This is a genomic window from Pseudomonas sp. B3G-3 (genome assembly GCF_028640915.1).
Taxonomy (GTDB): Bacteria; Pseudomonadota; Gammaproteobacteria; order Pseudomonadales; family Pseudomonadaceae; genus Aquipseudomonas; species Aquipseudomonas chlororaphis_I.
Window position 1 is genome coordinate 21,231 of sequence record NZ_JAQZAB010000118.1, and the last position, 18,732, is coordinate 39,962.

Genomic DNA, 18,732 nt, shown 5'->3' on the forward strand with positions numbered 1-18,732 from the left:
GTGCGGGCTCATTTTTTGGGAGAAACACCATGGGTCAACTGATTGCGGGCACCTGCTACGTCAAAGTGGACGGCGCTCAACTGACCATCAACGGCGGCTGCGAAGCGCCGCTGATGTCCGTGAAACGGGAAACCATCGTGCCGGGTTTCTACAAGGAAACCGACATTGCCCCGTCCTTCAAGGTCACGGCGCTGCACACCCCGGACTTCCCGCTCAAGCAGCTGGTGGCCGGTTCCGACATGACCGTCACCTGCGAATTCAGCAACGGCAAGGTCTACGTCCTGGCCGGCGCCTACCTGGTGGAAGAGCCGGTTTCCAAGGGTGACGACGCGAGCATCGAACTGAAGTTCGAAGGCATCAAGGGGACCTGGCAATGAGCGATAGCGTAAAGCTGCGTGTGGCCATCGAAGCCCACGGCGAACCGCTGACCGAACTGACCCTGCGCCGCCCGACGGTGCAGGAAGTGCGGGCGATCAAGGCGCTGCCGTACAAGATCGACAAGAGCGAAGAAGTCAGCCTCGACATGGACGTCGCGGCCAAGTACATCGCGGTCTGTGCCGGTATTCCTCCGTCCTCGGTCAACCAGCTGGACCTGGCTGACCTCAACGCCCTGAGCTGGGCGGTCGCGAGTTTTTTCATGAGTGCGGCATCGGAGCCATCAGCGACCTGATCGCGGTTGCCTATGACCTGGCCTGGTTCTGGAAGGTTGACCCCGAACAGATGATGGCCAGGCCACTGGATGTGCTCCGGGAGTCCCTGGAGCACGCGCAACGGATCAATGCGATGCAGCAGGTGCAGTGATGGCGAAAAAAACGAGTAAAGCAAAGCAGGTGAAGGCTCCTAAAGCCGAGGAAACTCCAAAACCTCAGAAGCTTGAAAATGGGCCAGCTGTCGAAGCCACGACCGACATGGTGGTGGTCGCCAAAGGTGCCGAAAAGCTGGACAAGGAAATCACCGGCATTCGCGGCAAGATCGCCGGTTTCAAAAAGGATCTGGCGGACAATGGTCTCGATAAGCTGAACTTTGCCAGCCTGATGGAAGGCACCGGGTTGGTCGCTCCATTCGTGAAGGGCATCAAATCGGCGGTAAAGGCCGAGGATGAACTGGTGGCGGCCAATCTCAAGGCTCAGAAGCTTGAGGTGCCGGATGTGGTTCGAGGGAGCACCACTACCAACCTCAACAATTTCAGTGCATCGCTGGATGCCATTTCTCTGAAGGTCGGGCAGGCCCTGCTGCCTGCGGTCAACAAAATCGTAGTCGAGTTGCAGCCACTGTTGACCACTGTCGGGCAGTTCGTAGCGAACAACCCGGCGCTGGTAGAGGGACTGGCCGCTGCTGCGGTGGCTTTTACCGTCGTGACCTCGGCGGCAACAGCGATGGCGGTCGTACTGGCCGCATTGACTTCTCCCGTCGGCTTGGTGGCTGCAGGGATAGCCTTGGCTGCGGGATTGATCGTTGCAAACTGGGCACCGCTTTCTGGTTTTTTCAGGAGGCTGTGGCAGGGCATTCGCCCCGTGCTTGTACCCATGGCGGACTTCTTCAAGACCCTGTTTGCGTTCACCCCGCTGGGGCAGGTTGCGAACAACTGGGGGCCGGTCAGTGCTGCTTTCGGGGACATCTTCTCGGCGATAAAAACGGTGGCCGGTGGCGTCATCGAGGTGTTGAAGTTCACCTTCAGCCTTACGCCCATGGGCGCGTTCGTAGCCAATTGGGCACCGATCTCAGCATTCCTGGCGGGGCTTTGGCAAACCATCAAAACGGCCGCGGCGCCATTGGTAGCGTTTTTCCAGGAGTTATTTTCCTGGACACCTATCGCTTTGATTGCTGCCAACTGGGGACCGTTGACGGGTTTGTTTTCGGCTATCTGGGGCTTGCTCCAGGCCTTGGCCGTACCCGTTGCGGAGTTTCTGCGGGGTATTTTCGCGTGGACGCCCATCCCGCTGATCATTGCCAACTGGGGACCGATCACTGAGTTCTTCGCTGGTGTCTGGGATGGCATCAAGGCCTCGGCGATGATCATGTATGCCGCGCTCTATAAGATCTTCGAATGGACTCCGCTGCCTCAGATCATTAAGAGCTGGGAGCCAATCACTGAGTGGTTCTCCACCTGGTGGCAGAAGCTCAAGGCGATCATCGAGCCGATCAAGGAGTTGCTGGGCGGAAGCGTTGGCGGCTTCATCACCAAAATCACCGGGAAAGTGGAAAGCCTGACCGAACACCAGCTCAAGACCAATGAGCAGGACAGGGGGGCCTTGGCCCCGGTGTTTTTCGGTGGTGGTGAGGAGCTCGGTCAGACAGCGAGTGTGCTGCCAGGAAAATTGCCCAAGGTCGCATCTCTCGCACCAGGCGCTTTGCAACAGAACTCCAGCTTGCTGCTGCAACAGAGCGCGGCCAACAACCGCACGCAATTGCAGGGCGGGCTGACGGTGAGCTTCGAAAACGCCCCGGCGGGCCTGCGTACCAGCGCGCCGCAAATCAACCAACCCGGCGTGGCGCTGTCGTCGCGTGTCGGCTATCGCTCACTTTCGCTAGGAGGTTCCAATGAGCTGGCGTGATCGTTTGTTGCCGGCGTCGTTTCGTGGCGTCGGGTTCTGGGTCGACCAGGCGAAAACCCCGGTCGGCCACAAGGGCCAGTTGCACGAGTACCCGCAGCGTGACCTGCCGTTCTACGAGAGCCTGGGGCGGCAGGCGCGGACCCACGACCTGACGGCGTTCATCGTCGGCGCCGATTGTCTGGAGCAGCGTGACAAGCTGCTCCAGGCGCTGGAGCAGGGCAGTGGCGAGCTGGTGCATCCGTGGCTGGGGCGCCTGCAGGTCAAGGTCGGCGAATGCGAGATGACCCAGAGCCGCCAGGACGGCGGCCTGGTGACCTTCACCCTGAAGTTCTACCCCGACCAGCCGTTGCAATTCCCCAGCGCCACGGTCAACACCCGCCAGTTGTTGCTGGTGTCGGCCGACAGCCTTATCGGCTCGGCGGTGCGCCGCTTCGAGGAGGCCATGACCCTGGTCAAGGCCGCGCGCATCGGCATCGCCGATCTGCGCAACAGCCTCAAGGAGGTCTACCAGACCATCGAGCAGGAGCTCAAGCCGCTGATCGACACCTACCGCGATCTCAATCTGCTGGTGCGGGCGATCAAGGACTTGCCCAAGGAAGTCAGCGCCGAGTTCAAGGGCTTGCTGGGGGACATCAAGGACCTCAAGGACTATGCGCGCAACGGTTATCGCGGCGTGCTGGCCAACGTTTCGCAGCAGGTCGAGGCGGTGAAGAAGATCGACACGCCGAAACTCACCACCGGCAAGGACACCACCGCCGCGGCGCAAGCCATGGCGGACCTGGTGCAGGACGCCGTGCTGGTGCGGATCGCCCAGGCCGTGGCGTCGCTGCCGGTGGCGACCCCGGCGGTCAAGCTGAGCGGCACGCCGTCGCTGGGCAAGCAGGCGATCCAGCCGGTGACCCGTGCGGAAGTGCCGGTGGCCGATGAGGTGCTGGAGCTGCGCAACTCGATCAACGAAGCGATCTGGCAGGCGGCGGAAAAAGCCGATGCTGCGCACTACGAGGTGCTCAACGGCTTGCGCCAGTTGGTCTACGGCCATCTCACCGCGGTGGCTTCGTCCGGTGTGCGGCTGGTGGTGAAGAACCCGATGCAGAGCCTGCCGACGGTGGTGCTCGCCTACCGGCTGTTCGGCGACGCCACCCGGGCGCCCGAAGTGCAGCAGCGCAACGGCGTGGCCCATCCCGGTTTCCTGCCGCCGACCAACGTCAAAGTGGCGGGGGAGTGAGCCATGAGCAACTTCGATAACCGGGTGCTGTTGACGGTGGACGGCCAGGATTACGGCGGCTGGAAAAGCGTCGAAATCAGCGCCGACCTGGAGCGGCAGTTTCGCACCTTCAAGCTCGACGTGACCTGGCAATGGCCCGGGCAGACCCTGGACCAACGGATCCGTCCCGGCGCCAAGTGCCAGGTGCGCATCGGCGCCGACCTGTTGCTCAGCGGCCATGTGTTCAAGGCGCCGATCAGCTATGACGGTCGGCAGATCGGCCTGAGCATCGAGGGCAGCTCCCTGACCCAGGACCTGGTGGATTGCGCGGCGATCAACCAGCCCGGCCAATGGCGCGAACAGAGCCTGTTGAAAATCGTCCAGGCCCTGGCCGCGTCCTACGGCGTTGGTGTAGTCAGCGAGATCGCGGAAACCACGCGCTTGAGCAGCCACAGCATCGTGCCCGGGGAAACCGTGTTCCAGTCCATCGACCGCCTGCTGACGTTGTTCCGGGTGTTCTCCACCGACGACGCCGAAGGCCGGGTGCTGTTGGCCCGGCCGGGCAGCGGCGGGCGCGCGGTGGATGTGCTGGAGCTGGGCCAGAACATCCTATCGGCCAGCGCGCCGATGGATTTCAGCCAGGTGTTTTCCGAGTACCGGGTGATCGGCCAGCACAAGGGCAACGACCAGAAAAGCGGCGCCGCGGTCAGCGAAGTGTCGGGCGTGGCCAGCGACAGCACGGCCAAGCGCAAGCGGGTCACGGTGATCAACGAGCCGGCGCAACTGACCCAGGAACTGGCCCAGCAACGGGCCGACTGGGAAAGCGCCATCCGTACCGGCAAGGCCCTGACCAGCACCTACAAGGTGCAGGGCTGGCGCCAGAGCAACGGCGAGCTGTGGCGCCACAACACCCTGGTGCGGGTGATCGACCCGGTGCTGGGTTTCGACCAGGACCTGCTGATTTCCAAGGTCACCTACTCGCTCTCCGAGCAGGGCTCGATCACCACCCTGCAGGTGGCGCCGCCCCATACCTTCGACGCCAGCCCCGTGCCCCCCAAAACCTGACGTCGTTCCCCTTATGCATGTGTGGGAGCGAGCTTGCTCGCGATAGCGCTCCGCCTGACACCCCGTGCTGCCTCCATCGCGAGCAAGCTCGCTCCTACAGAGGTCAAGGAAAAAACCATGAGCCTACTGACACGCCTGTTGGCGCGCGGCACCGTCGTGCTCGCCAACTCGGCCAACAAACTGCAATCGCTGCAAATGCGCCTGACCGCCGGCGAAGTGAACGACGACATGGAGCACTTCGAACCCTACGGCTTCACCAGCAACCCGCTGGCCGGCGCCGAAGGCATCGCCTCCTTTCTCGGCGGCGACCGCTCCCATGCCGTCGTGCTGGTGGTCGCCGACCGCCGTTTTCGCCTCAAGGCCCTGGCCCCCGGCGAAGTGGCGATCTACACCGACGAAGGCGACAAGATTCATTTCAAGCGCGGGCGAATCATCGACATCGAGACCGCCACGCTCAATATCCGCGCCAGCAGCGCGGTGCACATCGACACCCCGACCCTGACCCAGACCGGCAAGATCGTCTCCCAGGGCGATCAGGTCGCGGGTGGCATCAGCCAGATCAAGCACGTGCATGGCGGCGTGCAGTCCGGTAGCGGGCAGACCGGCGCGCCGGCGGGAGGCCAATGATGTTTATCAGCCAAGACCTGCACCGCGCACTGACCCGTTCCGTGCTGATCAGCCTGTTCACCTGGCGCCGCGCGGCGGACGACGATCCGCTGGACGACGAGGAGCGCTTCGGCTGGTGGGGCGACAGTTTTCCCACCGTGGCCGACGACCGCATCGGCTCGCGGCTGTGGCTGCTGCGCCGGGTCAAACTCACCCGCCAGACCCAGCTCGACGCCGAGTTCTATGCCCGCGAAGCCCTGCAATGGCTGATCGACGATGGCCATTGCAGCGCGGTCGAGATCATCAGCGAACGTCTCGACGACCAGCGCCTGAACCTGCGCACCACGCTGGTCCTGGCCAACGGTGAACGCCTGGACATCAACCCCGATAACAGTTGGCAGGTGACCTATGCCCTTTGATACCCCTTCGCTGCCGGTGCTGATCAAGCGCACCCAAAGCGACCTGGCCAGCGATGCGCTGCGCCAGTCCGATGCGCAAGTGCTGGCCCGCGCCCTAGGTGGCGCCGCCTATGGCCTCTACGGCTACCTGGACTGGATCGCCGATCAGATCCTGCCGGACAAGGCCGACGAGTCGACCCTGGAGCGCATCGCCGCGCTGCGCCTCAACCAGCCACGCAAGGCCGCCCAGGCGGCCAGCGGTTCGGTGAGCTTCAGCGCCGCGGCAGGCGCGGTGCTGGACGTCGATACCCTGCTGCAGGCCAGCGACGGCCGTACCTACAAAGTCACTGCCGCCCGCACCACCAGCGCTGGCAATAACAGCACCACCATCCAGGCCCTCGACGCCGGCAGCCTGGGCAATGCCGAGGCTGGCCTGGAGCTGATCCCGGTGCAACCGATCCAGGGCGTCGGCAACAGCTTTATCGTGCTCGCTCCCGGTCTGAGCGGCGGCGTCGCCGCGGAAAGCCTGGAATCGCTGCGCGCGCGGGTGATCCGCTCCTACCGCATCATCCCCCACGGCGGCTCGGCCCAGGACTATGAAACCTGGGCGCTGGAATGCCCGGGGATTACCCGCGCCTGGTGCCGTGGCAGCTACCTGGGGCCGGGCACCGTGGGGCTGTTCGTGATGCGCGACGACGATACGCAACCGATCCCGAATGCCGAGCAACTGGCGGAGGTAAAGGCCTACATCGAACCGCTGCGCCCGGTGACGGCCGAGTTGCATGTGCTGGCGCCGCAGCAGTCGCCCGTGACCTACAGCCTGCGGCTGTCGCCGGACACCAGCGCGGTGCGCGCGGCGGTCGAGGCGCAGTTGCGCGATCTGCACAACCGCGAGGCCGGCCTGGGCGACACCTTGCTGATCAGCCATATCCGCGAGGCCATCAGCAGTGCCGCCGGCGAGAACGATCACCGGCTCAGCACGCCGATCGCGGATGTCCCCGCCGCCAGTAACCAGTTGCTGACGTTCGGAGGTTGCGTATGGCTGGAATAAGGACCGCCGCGCAGTACCAGAGCCAGCTGCGCAGCCTGCTGCCCAGCGGCCCGGCCTGGGACCCGGAGCGGGTGCCGGAACTCGAGGAGGTGCTCGAAGGCGTCTCCCAGGAACTGGCCCGCCTCGACGCCCGCGCCGCCGACCTGCTCAACGAAATGGACCCGGCCGGCGCCAGCGAGCTGGTGCCGGACTGGGAGCGGGTGATGAACCTGCCCGACCCCTGCCTGGGTGCGACCCCGCTGTTCGACGACCGCCGCCTGGCCGTGCGCCGGCGACTGCTGGCCGTCGGCAGCCAGGCGCTCGCCTACTACATCGAGATCGCCCGCAGCCAAGGTTATCCGAACGCCACCATCACCGAGCACGAAGCCCCGCGCATGGGCCGTGCACGCTTTGGTGACGCGCATTTCGGCACCTGGCAGGCGCAATTCATGTGGACGCTCAACACCGGTGGGCGACTGCTCCTGGGCCGGCGCTTTGGCGCGAGTTACTGGGGCGAACGTTTCGGCATGAACCCGGGCTCGGCCCTGGAATGCCAGATCCACCGCAGCGCACCGGCCCATACGCGGGTGCACATCAATTATGACTAGGGGATAGACCGATGGATTATCCGAAAAGCGTGCCCAGTGCGGGGTTGGTCAACGGCAGGTTCGTCGATGAGAACCCGCTGACCGGTACCCCGGGATCGCTGATTCCGGCGGATTGGGGCAATGGGGTGACCCAGGAACTGCTGGCCGTGATCACGGCGGCTGACCTGACGCCCAGCGAGGCGAACCTGACGCAACTGCTGAGCGCGATCCGCAGCATCAGCCGCAAGAGCGCGGGGCTGGGTATTCAGCGTTTCACCGCCAATGGCAGCTTCACCGTGCCGGAGGGGGTGACGAAGATCTGGCTGAGTGGGTGCGCGGGTGGGGGCGGTGGAGGGGCTTGCCCTGGGGGGACGAGTGGGACTGCTTCTGGCGGCGGTGGGGGCGGTGCGGGGCAGCCGGTTATCCGCTTTCCTGTCACCGTGACGCCGGGGCAGGTCATTCCTGTGGTGATCGGGGCGGCGGGGGTGGGTGGCAGTGGCGCGGTATTGGCGACCAGCGGGGGAAATACATGGGTCGGTACAGCCGGCTCCCTGCTGTCGCTGTCTGGCGGGAACGGCGGGGGTTCCGGGGCCAATCTTTCCAGCTATGTCCCTGGTGCTCCGGGCGGGTCGGGTTTTCCTGCGGGAGGTGATGCCACGGATGTTTCACCCAACACTGTTGCCGGCATTGGCGGCCCCGGGGCCGGTAGTCTTTATGGTGCGGGAGGGGGCATCTCCAGGTCCGGCACAACTTCCGGGGTGGCGGGAAAGATCGCCTACGGTTATGGCGCTGGCGGCAGCGGAGCGGGTGGCTATTACATCGCGGGTGCCGGTCTTGCCCAGCCAGGTGGCAATGGTGTGCCCGGTTTCATGCTGATCGAGTGGTGAAAATATGAGCAAACAAATTCTTTATTGCGTGACATCGGGGACGGTCATTGATTGGCAGGACCTTGATCAGTTTGCCTATGCCGCCCCCGCTCCGGCCATGAAGGTGCTGCTGGTCACTGCCGAACAATGGAAGCAGAAAGATGCGCTGCATTTCGTGCTGGATGGCGAACTGACTCGGGTCGATGTCCCTCCACCCTCCGCCGCTCACTACTGGGACGGTAGCCAGTGGTCGCTGGACTCCCTGAAGGCCGCGACCATCGCCGAACAGGAGGCGGAGCAACTTTGCCTGCGAGTGGACGCAGAGGCTGACACCGCCCGGCAGATGCTCGGCGGCGACCCGCTGCGTGCCATGGAGTATGCCCAGGTCGCCAGCGACGCTCAGGCTTTCAAGGAGGCCGGGTACCCCAAAAAGGCGGTGCCCCTCGCGGTAAGCGCCTGGGTAGTGAAAGGCCGTACCGCCAAGGCAGCAGCCGACCAGATTCTCGACAAGGCGGCCGAGCTCAGCGGCAAGCTGCTCGCACTTCGCACGCTGCGATTGCAGGCAAAAGAGCGCATCCGGGCTCAGGCCGGCAAGGGTAAGCAGGAGGCTGCGAAAGACGTCTGCGAGGCAGCGATCGAGGCGATTCGCAAGGTTGTCAGCGACTGAACTGGATTGCCGTGTTGCGTTTCAAGCAGCCGTTCAAGGCCGCTCAGCGGCCAGCGGTTCGGTGAGTTTCATTGTCGTGGCGCCTGCTCGCCATAGCGATCAGCGCGCGGCGTACTTCGTCGAAGTTGCCCGCAGCCTAGGTTATCTGAGCGCTTCTGTTATCGGGCTCCATGCGTCTTGCATGGGGCGCTCGATCATTTCGGTACCTGGAAGGCGCAATTCACTTGACCCCTCAACGCCGGCGGATGGTTGTCGCTGGGTCGGCGTTTCGGCCCCAGTGCTTCGTGACAGGCACTGGCAGCGCTCCGCAACACCTTATTCAACACAGTGCTCCGGCCCATGGGCTGGCGAACATCAATTATGACTAGAGAATAGAGCAATGGATTATCCAAAGAGCGTGCCCGGTGTCGGGTTGCTGAATGGGAAGTTTGTCGACGAAAACCCGGTGGCAGGTACCCCGGGATCATTGATTCCCGCTACCTGGGGCAATGCGGTTACCCAGGAAATCCTGAACGTCATCAAGTCGGCCGGTCTGGTCCCCGACGAGGCATCGACCACTCAGTTGCTGCAGGCGATACAGAGTTTCGCTGCCCGGGATTTCAAGGACTCCGTGCGTGTCGCCACCACGGGCTCCGTTGCCTTGAGCGGTCTGCAAGCCATCGATGGCGTGCAGCTCACGGTCGCCGATCGTGTGCTGGTCAAGGACCAGGCTAATGCAGCGCAGAACGGGCTTTATATCGTTTCGGCCAATTCCTGGTCACGAGCACCGGATGCAGCGCTGGATTATCAGGTGACCTCTAACTTTATTGTCGGGACGGATGAAGGGCAGGTTAACAAGTCGCGTATGTGGCAAATGACCACCCCAGGACCGATTACCATCGGTGCCACGCCCCTGGTTTTCGAACTGATGGCGGGTGCCACCGGTGTGGCTGCCGGGGAGTATCGGAAAGTAGTGGTCAATGCACGCGGCCAGGTCACATCGGGATCGAACCCGACCACCCTGGACGGTTATGCGATTACTGACGCTTACAGCAAAACGGCGACCAATACTCTGTTGGATGCCAAAATCAGTTCCGATGCTTGCTCTATTGCCGGTTTTGCCAGCGGCAACTCGGCAGCTCCTTATATGCGCAATAAGAATAATAACGAATATGTGGGGCTGGCCAGGGCTGCGACTACTTTGGGGGGGTATGGCATTACCGACGCATATACCTCGACTCAGGTTAATTCCTTTTTAGGTGAGCGTGTTCTAAGGGATGGGATTACCTATGCCGGTTTTGCAAGTAATGACCCGAACACTCCCTACTTCAGAAGGGCTTCCGATAATGGTGTTTATGCTCTTCAACTTAAGCTCGGCTACACCCCCGTACGCCAGGGTGGGGGGAATGGTCAGACTTCTAATATGGTAATGCTGGGCTGGTCCGACGGCTCGGGTCTCAAGGCGCAAGTCGATGCTACCGATCTTGGGGCTATCTGGACTGACCATATCGGTAACTGGAAGGCGGTAGCTGCGCAGGCCACGGCTGGCACAGGCGCGGTTGGCTCCTATGCGCTCTTGCTTGTTGGCGGCGGTGGCGGCACCGGGCCCAGCTCCCTTGTGGCGGGTGTGAATTGCAGGTACGCCGCTGCGGATGGCAATGACTGGGGCGGCGCACCTGCTGGCACCTGGCGAATTATGGGTGGGGTCAGAAATACAGACGGCGCCAGTTCCGACTCTACAACTCTATGCTTGAGGGTTTCTTGAGATGATGAAAGTACTAAGTGCTCATACACCTTGCTGGAATGACGTGGCGCATACAACGCTTAACCTGTATGTGACATTTGAAGATACCAAGGACTCTCTTGGCGAAATTATATTTACCGCCTCTCCAAATGACCCGGAGTCTCATGGTCGGGACTTGTTTGATCGTGCGGTGGCTTTGGAATTTGGTGATATCGCCGAGCCGGGGGTGGATATGATTAAGAGCAATGTGCTGTTACAACGCGCCGAGCTGACGGCTGTCGCCAATTCCGTGATCGAGAAGTTGCAGGCTGACTTGAATATCCTGCAGGACTCCGTGGAACTTGAAATTGCCACGGATAAGGAAATCGCAGCCTTGGCCAACAAGAAGGTCTCTCTGAGTGCCTGGAAAAAGTACCGGGTGCTGCTGTCGCGACTGCAAGAGCAAGAGGGGTTTCCAACGGTTGTCGAGTGGCCCGAGGCTCCTGGTGAGTGAGGCCAGCTTGCAGAGGTTTGCGTTGGAGGACTTTCACTCATGCTGATTACTGAACCCGCTTTGCGCCAGATCATGCCCAACGCCCGCTCCCAAGCGGGCGTTTTTATTTCTGCGCTTAACGCCGCCATGGTGCACCGCTATATCAATACGCCCAAACGCATGGCCGCCTTTCTCGCGCAGGTCGGTCATGAGTCGGGGCAGTTGCGTTATGTGCGGGAGCTGGGCAATGACCAGTACTTGAGCAAATACGACACCGGCAGCCTGGCGGCCCGTCTGGGCAATACCCCGGAGGCCGATGGCGACGGCCAGAGATACCGGGGTCGTGGCCTGATCCAGGTCACCGGTCGTAGCAACTACCGGCAATGCAGCCTCGGACTGTTCGGTGACGAGCGTTTGCTGGCGTTGCCCGAACTGCTGGAGCAGCCGCAATGGGCCGCCGAGTCGGCCGCCTGGTTCTGGCAGCAGAACGGCCTTAACGAGCTGGCCGACCGCGACCAGTTCAACAGCATCACCCGGCGGATCAACGGCGGCTTGAACGGGCTGGAAGATCGTCTGCAGCTCTGGGCGCGGGCGCGGGAGGTGTTATGCCAGCCTTCGGCCTGATGCCTCTGTCTTACCGGGCAATGGCTGTCGTCGTGCTGCTGGCCGTGGTGGCCGGCGTGGCCGGGACGCTGGCCTGGCAGGTCCAGGATTGGCGCTTTGGCCGGCAACTGGCGGAGCAGGCCAGGCTGTACGGTGAAGCGCTGAATCAGCTGAACCTGGCGGCCGCTGCCCGGCAGCGGGACGAGCAGGACAAACGCCTGGCCCTGGAGCAACAGCTGCAAGCCAGCGACCAAACCCATTACCGAGCCTTGAGCGATGCACAACGTGATCAAGGTCGCCTGCGCGACCGTCTTGCCACTGCTGATCTGCGCCTGTCAGTCCTCCTCGACGCCCACGACAGCGCCGCCGGCTGTACAGTGCCTGCCACCGCCGCCGCCGGCGGCCTGGTTCATGGAGCCCCGCGAGCCCGACTTGACCCGGCGCATGCTCAACGAATTGTCGGCATCACCGATGCCGGCGACCGGGGACTGATCGCCCTGCAGGCGTGCCAGGCCTACGTCAGGGCGCTGGGCCGCTAAACATTTTGATCCGCTGCGTGCCTTGCAAGCGCGCATCGCTCGTGTACGGTAAGACCTCCGCCAGCCCGATCAGGAGAGGACCGTGAACGAAATCACCCAGCTTGCCGCTGAACTTGGCCGACGCTTGCAGGTTCTGAATACCCACGTCACCACCGCCGAGTCCTGCACCGGTGGCGGGATTGCCGAGGCCATCACCCGCATTCCCGGGAGTTCGGCCTGGTTCGAGGCGGGTTATGTGACCTACTCCAATCGGCAGAAGACCCAGCAGTTGGGGGTGCCGGAAGCGCTGTTCGCTTCCGTCGGCGCGGTCAGCCGCGAAGTGGTCGAGGCGATGGTGCGGGGCGCGCAGGGCAAAAGCAGGGCGCGTTTTGCCGTGGCGGTCAGCGGCGTGGCCGGCCCGGATGGCGGCTCGCCGCAGAAGCCGGTGGGCACCGTATGGCTGGCCTGGGGCGTCGGAGAGGCAGTAACGGCCGAGTGCCGACACTTTGCCGGGAATCGGGACGAAGTCCGCCGACAAACGGTGAAGGCCGCGCTAGAGGGCTTGCTGCAACATGCCGCGGCAGAAATCTCAAAACAGGGGTAGGCGATCCACGAACGCTGTGGAATAATACTGGCTACTTATACAGGTGTTGGCCGTCAGGCCTTATTGATTACGTGAGGACTTTAATGGACGACAACAAGAAGAAAGCCTTGGCTGCGGCCCTGGGTCAGATCGAACGTCAATTCGGCAAGGGTGCCGTAATGCGTATGGGCGATCACGATCGCCAGGCGATCCCGGCCATTTCCACTGGCTCTCTGGGTCTGGACATCGCGCTCGGCATCGGCGGCCTGCCAAAAGGCCGTATTGTTGAAATCTACGGTCCGGAATCGTCCGGTAAAACCACCCTGACCCTGTCCGTGATTGCCCAGGCACAGAAGATGGGCGCCACCTGCGCCTTCGTCGACGCCGAGCACGCACTGGACCCGGAATACGCCGGCAAACTGGGGGTCAACGTTGACGACCTGCTGGTTTCCCAGCCGGACACCGGCGAACAGGCGCTGGAAATCACCGACATGCTGGTGCGCTCCAATGCCATCGACGTGATCGTGATCGACTCCGTGGCGGCACTGGTACCCAAGGCCGAGATCGAAGGCGAGATGGGCGACATGCACGTGGGCCTGCAGGCCCGCCTGATGTCCCAGGCGCTGCGCAAGATCACCGGTAACATCAAGAACGCCAACTGCCTGGTGATCTTCATCAACCAGATCCGTATGAAAATCGGCGTGATGTTCGGCAGCCCGGAAACTACCACCGGCGGTAACGCGCTGAAGTTCTACGCTTCGGTTCGTCTGGACATCCGTCGTACTGGCGCGGTGAAGGAAGGCGACGAAGTCGTCGGTAGCGAAACCCGGGTCAAGATCGTCAAGAACAAGGTGGCTCCACCGTTCCGCCAGGCTGAATTCCAGATCCTGTACGGCAAGGGTATCTACCTGAACGGCGAGATCATCGATCTGGGCGTGCTGCACGGTTTCCTCGAGAAGTCCGGTGCCTGGTACAGCTACCAGGGCAACAAGATCGGTCAGGGCAAGGCCAACTCGGCCAAGTTCCTGCAGGACAATCCGGAAATCGGCAATGCCCTCGAGAAGCAGATTCGCGACAAGCTGCTGGCTCCAAGCGCTGATGTCAAAGCTTCGCCGGTCAACGAGACCATCGATGACATGGCTGACGCGGATATCTGATCGATCCGATGACCGCCGTACTCGATACCCTCGTCGCGGTGCGGCGAACCGCAATGGACCTGCTCGCGCGACGCGAGCACGGTCGAGTCGAGCTGACGCGTAAACTGCGTCAGCGCGGCGCCTCTCCCGAGATGATCGAAACAGCCCTCGACCGTTTGACGGAAGAGGGGCTGTTATCCGAATCCCGTTACCTCGAAAGTTTCGTTTCCTATCGTGCCCGTTCCGGCTACGGCCCCATGCGTATTCGCGAAGAACTCAGCCAGCGCGGTTTGCAGCGTGCCGATATCGAGCTCGCCCTGCGTGAGAGCGGTATTGACTGGCAGGCGCAACTGGAAGAGGTCTGGCAGCGCAAGTTTGCCGGGCATTTCCCGATAGATGCCAAGGAGCGTGCCAAACAAGGCCGCTTTCTGGGCTATCGGGGATATTCGATGGACATGATCGGCCGCTTGTTGAGCGGCCGAAGGGTGGACGACTGACCTGTAGGGCCCGCGAATCGAATGCGCGGGCCGCTGCATTTGCGCTCAAGTGACCTTGATCGGTTCTCTGCTGCGTTGTGACGTCCTGGCCTGATTTACCGCCCAGTTTTCCGGCAGGTTGATGAAGTCGATCAGCTCGCGCAAGCGACCATTGTCGCGGGCGTTGAAGGTGAACGACAGGCGTGCCAGATGACTGAACTCCGGTTCGTTGTGTTCTTCCACGTTGTAAGCATGTTGATGGAAGCGATCGCTCAGGCACAGGTCGGCGAAAGCCGTCTGCATCTGCTCGAGCGCCGGTTCGCTGAGCTTGTGATTCATGCGAATGACAAACTGATGTTTCAGCCAGCGACTGGAGTGGAAGTTGCTGTAGAACTGGTTGATTTCCTCCACCGCCTCCTCGGTGTTATGCGCCAGGCGCATCAGCTTCATGTCGGTTGGCAGGATGTAGCGGTTGTTCTCGAGCTGGTTGTGAATAAAGTCCAACGCTCCTTGCCAGAAGGTCCCTCCCGGGACATCCAGCAGCACCACCGGTACCAGCGGGCTCTTGCCGGTCTGGATCAGGGTCAGTACTTCCAGCGCCTCATCGAGCGTGCCAAAGCCACCCGGGCATAACACCAGGGCATCGGCTTCCTTGACGAAGAACAGCTTGCGGGTAAAGAAGAAGTGGAAGGACAGCAGGTTCTCTGTACCGTCCACCGTCGGGTTCGCATGCTGCTCGAAGGGCAGGGTGATATTGAACCCCAGGCTATGATCGCGACCGGCACCTTCGTGGGCCGCGGCCATGATGCCGCCACCGGCACCGGTGATGACCATCAGGTCGGAGCGGGCCAGGGCCGCGCCGAGCTCTCGCGCCAGGCCATACAGCGGGTGTTCGATCGGCGTGCGCGCGGAGCCGAATACCGTCACCTTGCGTCGTCCCTTGAACTGTTCCAGTACGCGGAAAGCGTGTTCCAGTTCGCGCAGGGCCTGCAGGGTGATTTTCGCGTTCCAGCGGTTGAGGTCGTCCTGGGCCATGCGCAGGACGGTGAGAATCATGTCGCGATAAAGAGGGATGTTGGGGCTGTTGGGGGCGATCAGGTTGAGTTGTTCTTCGACCTTGCTGAGATCGATACCGTTGCTCTGAAAATGACGACTGAGGAGGTCATTCGGTTCGTAAGGCATTCAACTTCTCCTTCTGCACAGAACCTTTGACACGAACGAAGCATTCGTTGGCATCCCGACACTGCATGTGTCGCTGTCAGCCCGGCTTTGGCGGCTGATTCGCCAGGGTGGAAAAACCCTGGCGTGGCCAGCGGGCCATCCATACAGGTTCTGCTATTCCTTGATTTAGAAAGCATGTGCACTGCAAGACGCGCTTGGGCAGCCTCCGGATCTACCCAGGAAAATTCAGCATGAACACTTTGAAATCTAGACCTTCATGATGATTCGCGCTGACTTGATCATGGCCCTTGAAAGTCGGGGCTGGCAATCACTTATTGCCGCAGGCGCGCAGTGTTTTCACCGCTTGTCTGAACGAGTACCAACCAGTGGGGGCTCTGATTTACTAAGTTACAGCGCCAGCAAGACAGCTTGGCGTCAAAGGGCAGGATGCACGGGACGGGGTTGTCGCGCAGGTAATGGCGAGTGGGGGCACGGAGGCTGGTCATGCACAAAGTCGTGCTGGATATAGATGCGCAGCTGTATCAACTGCTGAAGTCAGCGGCAGACGCCAATCATCTGACTCTTGAAGAGGAATGCCGACGCCGGCTTGAAGGTGGGGAGCGCCGTTCGAGCTACTTGCAGGCCCTGTTGGCGGAGCTGCGGGCCGATGATCAACAGCGGCGCGCAGCAGGGCACTGAATCACTTTTTCTTCTTCGCCGGGGCCGGGCAGTCCGACTCCTGGAAGCGCGCCGAAGCGACCGGGCGGTTGGTGCGGTTTTCGGTGAATTCGTAGCGCATGATTGCGCCCTTGGCCATCAGCTTGCGGTAGTTCGGGTCACGACAAACGCTGGCGCCCAGTTGCAGGTAGACCGCCTTGGGGTTGGCGCGCATTTTTTCAGCGTGTTCGGCCTGGACGCTGAGGTGGTTGATCAGTTCCTTGCCTTCGACGGTATAACCCTGGTCGAGGATGTTCTCGTTGACTTCCCGAGGCGTGCCGACGTTACTTTCCTCGGCGGTTTTCTGCAGGGTCTTGTTCAGTTCGAAGTCTTGCAGCGATGCAGCCTGAGCACTGAACGGCAAGGCCAGCAGAAGGGCGGCGGTGGGAACGATAAAGCGCAACATGAAACTCTCCTGGTTCAGTGACTGATGCTTCGACCAGTCACGCGACTGTGCGTTCAGTGGCGGCGAATTATAGGGGAGCGAGGGTAGGCGGTACAGGTTTGAGCAGAGAGCTCTGATAAACTTGTGCGAATTTTCAGCTTTCCGAGTTCCTTTCGTGTCGATTCCTTCTTTCTGTCAGGGCGGCTTCTAATGAGTCACGCCGTTTCCCGCCTGCGTGCCCAACGTCTTGCGCGTGCGGTCAGGCCTTTTACTGCCCGTGGTTCCCGGGCGGAACGCTGTGCGGGCTGTCGGGTGATTCCCAGCCACTGCATGTGCGCCTGGCGCCCCAAGGTTTCCGCGCAGTCGGCGATGTGCCTGATCATGCATGACGTCGAACCCATGAAGCCGAGCAATACCGGCTGGCTGATCGCCGATGTCATAGAAGACACCATGGCGTTCCCCTGGTCACGGACGGAAGTCGACCCACAATTGCTGGCCTTGCTGGCCGATCCCCAGTGGCAGCCTTATGTGGTGTTCCCCGGAGAGTTCGTCGCGCCACAGCGGGTGGTGAGCGAAGTCCGCCTGGAGGCGGGCAAGCGCCCGCTGTTTATCCTGCTGGATGCGACCTGGAGCGAAGCGCGCAAGATGTTTCGCAAGAGCCCCTATCTAGAGCACTTGCCGGTATTGAGCCTGGAGCCGGAACAGTTGTCGCGCTACAAGCTGCGGCGCTCCAAGCGCGATGACCATTTCTGCACCGCGGAGGTTGCGGCGCTGTGCCTGGAACTGGCCGCCGACCGGCAGGCCGGCGAAGTGCTGGATGCTTACCTGGATGTGTTCAGCACCCATTACTTGTCGGCCAAGTTCCAGCTTGAGATCGACCCTGATGACGAGACGCACACGCGCCTCAAGCTTTTTCTGTAAAGCCTGAGGCAGGGGTTGGAGTTTTTTCGGCCAGAGTTGTGCCACCAGTATCGCGCTCAGCATCGAGGCACAGTCGCGCAGGGCGCGGGCTTTGCGTGATGGCACTCTTATTAGTTAGCAAGCTAAGATGCTGCACGGCCCGAAGCTTGACCACCCCGGCTTCGCTGGGCATGCTTGGCGCCGATTAGGGCGCGACCGATCCTTGAAACGCCGCATTTTCGGGCTCTTGGCGTTGATCGTGCTCTTTGGGTGCAGCATTCTGGCTGACACCTGTGTTGCCTTGGCGAGGACCGAATGCATCGGTTCTCCCATAAAAAACAGGATCATTTGAAAAATGGCCACATACGAAATCCTGATTGCCGATGACCACCCCCTCTTTCGTAGCGCACTGCACCAAGCGGTGACCCTGGGCCTCGGCCCGGATGTCCGTCTGGTGGAAGTGGCGAGTATTGCCGAACTGGAAGCCCGCCTGACCGAAAAGGCTGATTGGGACCTGGTGCTGCTGGACCTGAACATGCCTGGTGCTTACGGTTTTTCCGGCCTGGTGCTGTTGCGCGGTCAGTACCCGCAGATTCCGGTGGTGATGGTGTCGGCACAGGAAGAAGCATCCGTGATGGTGCGTTCACGTGAATTTGGCGCCAGTGGTTTTATTCCCAAGTCCAGTTCTCTCGAAGTCATTCAACAGGCCGTGCGCAGTGTGCTCGACGGCGATGTCTGGTGGCCGCCGCAGGCCTTCGAACAGGTCAGCGTCTCCGCTGAGGCCAAGGCGGCCAGCGAAGGCCTGGCGAGCCTGACGCCACAACAGTTCCGCGTGCTGACCATGGTCTGCGAAGGTTTGCTGAACAAGCAGATCGCTTATGAACTGAGCGTTTCGGAAGCGACCATCAAGGCCCACGTGACGGCGATCTTCCGTAAGCTGGGGGTGCGTACCCGCACTCAGGCGGCACTGCTCCTGCAACAACTTGAGTCAATTTCCAGCCAGTAACCGGCTATTTCTTCACGCTTTTTTGACTTTGGTTGAACTAGCTTTCCCATTCCTTATTGTTCTAGTTGCCTAAT

The 18,732-nt window shown here is 61.6% G+C and carries 23 protein-coding genes; 21 read left to right on the forward strand and 2 right to left on the reverse strand.

The window, feature by feature from the left end; translation table 11 throughout:
• The first annotated feature begins 29 nt into the window (after positions 1-29).
• The 18 genes from PVZ80_RS22505 to recX all read left to right on the forward strand — a co-directional run bounded on the left by PVZ80_RS22505 (position 30) and on the right by recX (position 14,510).
• On the forward strand, positions 30-377 hold the full coding sequence (locus PVZ80_RS22505) for a phage tail tube protein (protein ID WP_007923973.1): 348 nt from the start codon (positions 30-32) through the stop codon (positions 375-377).
• A complete protein-coding gene (locus tag PVZ80_RS22510) occupies positions 374-670 on the forward strand; it encodes a phage tail assembly protein (RefSeq protein ID WP_007923972.1) in 297 nt (98 codons plus the stop codon). Before PVZ80_RS22505 ends, PVZ80_RS22510 begins: the two co-directional genes overlap by 4 nt.
• Before the next feature lie 130 nt (positions 671-800).
• Positions 801-2,555, forward strand: coding sequence for a phage tail protein (locus PVZ80_RS22515; protein ID WP_273864578.1), 1,755 nt, complete (start codon positions 801-803; stop codon positions 2,553-2,555).
• On the forward strand, positions 2,542-3,780 hold the full coding sequence (locus PVZ80_RS22520) for a DNA circularization protein (RefSeq protein WP_273864579.1): 1,239 nt from the start codon (positions 2,542-2,544) through the stop codon (positions 3,778-3,780). The genes PVZ80_RS22515 and PVZ80_RS22520 overlap by 14 nt, the downstream gene beginning before the upstream one ends.
• Positions 3,781-3,783: 3 nt before the next feature.
• On the forward strand, positions 3,784-4,824 hold the full coding sequence (locus tag PVZ80_RS22525) for a phage baseplate assembly protein (protein ID WP_009047313.1): 1,041 nt from the start codon (positions 3,784-3,786) through the stop codon (positions 4,822-4,824).
• A 117-nt stretch (positions 4,825-4,941) separates the two neighbouring features.
• Positions 4,942-5,451 carry a phage baseplate assembly protein V gene (locus tag PVZ80_RS22530; protein ID WP_273864580.1) on the forward strand — a complete coding sequence of 170 codons (510 nt, stop codon included), beginning with the start codon at positions 4,942-4,944 and terminating at the stop codon, positions 5,449-5,451.
• Positions 5,451-5,849 (forward strand): phage GP46 family protein, encoded by a 399-nt coding sequence (locus tag PVZ80_RS22535; RefSeq protein ID WP_007923962.1) that lies wholly within the window; start codon positions 5,451-5,453, stop codon positions 5,847-5,849. Before PVZ80_RS22530 ends, PVZ80_RS22535 begins: the two co-directional genes overlap by 1 nt.
• Positions 5,839-6,879, forward strand: coding sequence for a baseplate J/gp47 family protein (locus PVZ80_RS22540; protein WP_273864581.1), 1,041 nt, complete (start codon positions 5,839-5,841; stop codon positions 6,877-6,879). Before PVZ80_RS22535 ends, PVZ80_RS22540 begins: the two co-directional genes overlap by 11 nt.
• On the forward strand, positions 6,867-7,466 hold the full coding sequence (locus PVZ80_RS22545; RefSeq protein ID WP_016702012.1) for a YmfQ family protein: 600 nt from the start codon (positions 6,867-6,869) through the stop codon (positions 7,464-7,466). The genes PVZ80_RS22540 and PVZ80_RS22545 overlap by 13 nt, the downstream gene beginning before the upstream one ends.
• Before the next feature lie 11 nt (positions 7,467-7,477).
• Positions 7,478-8,332: a glycine-rich domain-containing protein gene (locus PVZ80_RS22550; RefSeq protein WP_016702013.1), complete on the forward strand. Its 855-nt coding sequence runs from the start codon at positions 7,478-7,480 to the stop codon at positions 8,330-8,332.
• A gap of 4 nt (positions 8,333-8,336) precedes the next feature.
• A complete protein-coding gene (locus PVZ80_RS22555; RefSeq protein WP_016702014.1) occupies positions 8,337-8,978 on the forward strand; it encodes a hypothetical protein in 642 nt (213 codons plus the stop codon).
• Positions 8,979-9,357: 379 nt separating this feature from the next.
• A complete protein-coding gene (locus PVZ80_RS22560) occupies positions 9,358-10,722 on the forward strand; it encodes a hypothetical protein (protein ID WP_016702015.1) in 1,365 nt (454 codons plus the stop codon).
• Position 10,723: 1 nt separating this feature from the next.
• Complete coding sequence (locus PVZ80_RS22565) at positions 10,724-11,194, forward strand: tail fiber assembly protein (protein WP_273864582.1); 471 nt, start codon at positions 10,724-10,726, stop codon at positions 11,192-11,194.
• 39 nt (positions 11,195-11,233) lie between these two features.
• Entirely contained in the window at positions 11,234-11,797 is a 564-nt protein-coding gene (locus PVZ80_RS22570) for a glycoside hydrolase family 19 protein (protein ID WP_110175494.1), read from the forward strand.
• Entirely contained in the window at positions 11,779-12,315 is a 537-nt protein-coding gene (locus PVZ80_RS22575) for a lysis system i-spanin subunit Rz (protein ID WP_110175495.1), read from the forward strand. The genes PVZ80_RS22570 and PVZ80_RS22575 overlap by 19 nt, the downstream gene beginning before the upstream one ends.
• Positions 12,316-12,397: 82 nt before the next feature.
• Positions 12,398-12,898 (forward strand): CinA family protein, encoded by a 501-nt coding sequence (locus PVZ80_RS22580; RefSeq protein WP_028681826.1) that lies wholly within the window; start codon positions 12,398-12,400, stop codon positions 12,896-12,898.
• A gap of 83 nt (positions 12,899-12,981) precedes the next feature.
• Positions 12,982-14,034 (forward strand): recombinase RecA, encoded by a 1,053-nt coding sequence (gene recA / locus PVZ80_RS22585; protein ID WP_009047325.1) that lies wholly within the window; start codon positions 12,982-12,984, stop codon positions 14,032-14,034.
• A gap of 8 nt (positions 14,035-14,042) precedes the next feature.
• Positions 14,043-14,510 carry a recombination regulator RecX gene (gene recX, locus PVZ80_RS22590; RefSeq protein WP_016702020.1) on the forward strand — a complete coding sequence of 156 codons (468 nt, stop codon included), beginning with the start codon at positions 14,043-14,045 and terminating at the stop codon, positions 14,508-14,510.
• 45 nt (positions 14,511-14,555) lie between these two features.
• On the opposite strand, the gene PVZ80_RS22595 is transcribed toward recX, so the two are convergent.
• Complete coding sequence (locus tag PVZ80_RS22595; protein ID WP_016702021.1) at positions 14,556-15,671, reverse strand: TIGR00730 family Rossman fold protein; 1,116 nt, start codon at positions 15,669-15,671, stop codon at positions 14,556-14,558.
• A gap of 483 nt (positions 15,672-16,154) precedes the next feature.
• On the opposite strand from PVZ80_RS22595, the gene PVZ80_RS22600 reads away from it, so the two are divergent.
• Complete coding sequence (locus PVZ80_RS22600; RefSeq protein WP_009047328.1) at positions 16,155-16,349, forward strand: hypothetical protein; 195 nt, start codon at positions 16,155-16,157, stop codon at positions 16,347-16,349.
• Position 16,350: 1 nt separating this feature from the next.
• Here the strand turns inward: PVZ80_RS22600 and PVZ80_RS22605 are convergent, their stop codons facing one another.
• Positions 16,351-16,773, reverse strand: a complete 423-nt coding sequence (locus PVZ80_RS22605) for a PA3611 family quorum-sensing-regulated virulence factor (protein ID WP_007923938.1) — start codon at positions 16,771-16,773, stop codon at positions 16,351-16,353.
• A 189-nt stretch (positions 16,774-16,962) separates the two neighbouring features.
• On the opposite strand from PVZ80_RS22605, the gene PVZ80_RS22610 reads away from it, so the two are divergent.
• Both PVZ80_RS22610 and erdR read left to right on the forward strand, forming a co-directional pair.
• On the forward strand, positions 16,963-17,673 hold the full coding sequence (locus PVZ80_RS22610; RefSeq protein WP_103331124.1) for a tRNA-uridine aminocarboxypropyltransferase: 711 nt from the start codon (positions 16,963-16,965) through the stop codon (positions 17,671-17,673).
• A 334-nt stretch (positions 17,674-18,007) separates the two neighbouring features.
• Positions 18,008-18,658 carry a response regulator transcription factor ErdR gene (gene erdR, locus PVZ80_RS22615; protein WP_009047330.1) on the forward strand — a complete coding sequence of 217 codons (651 nt, stop codon included), beginning with the start codon at positions 18,008-18,010 and terminating at the stop codon, positions 18,656-18,658.
• Positions 18,659-18,732 lie beyond the last annotated feature (74 nt).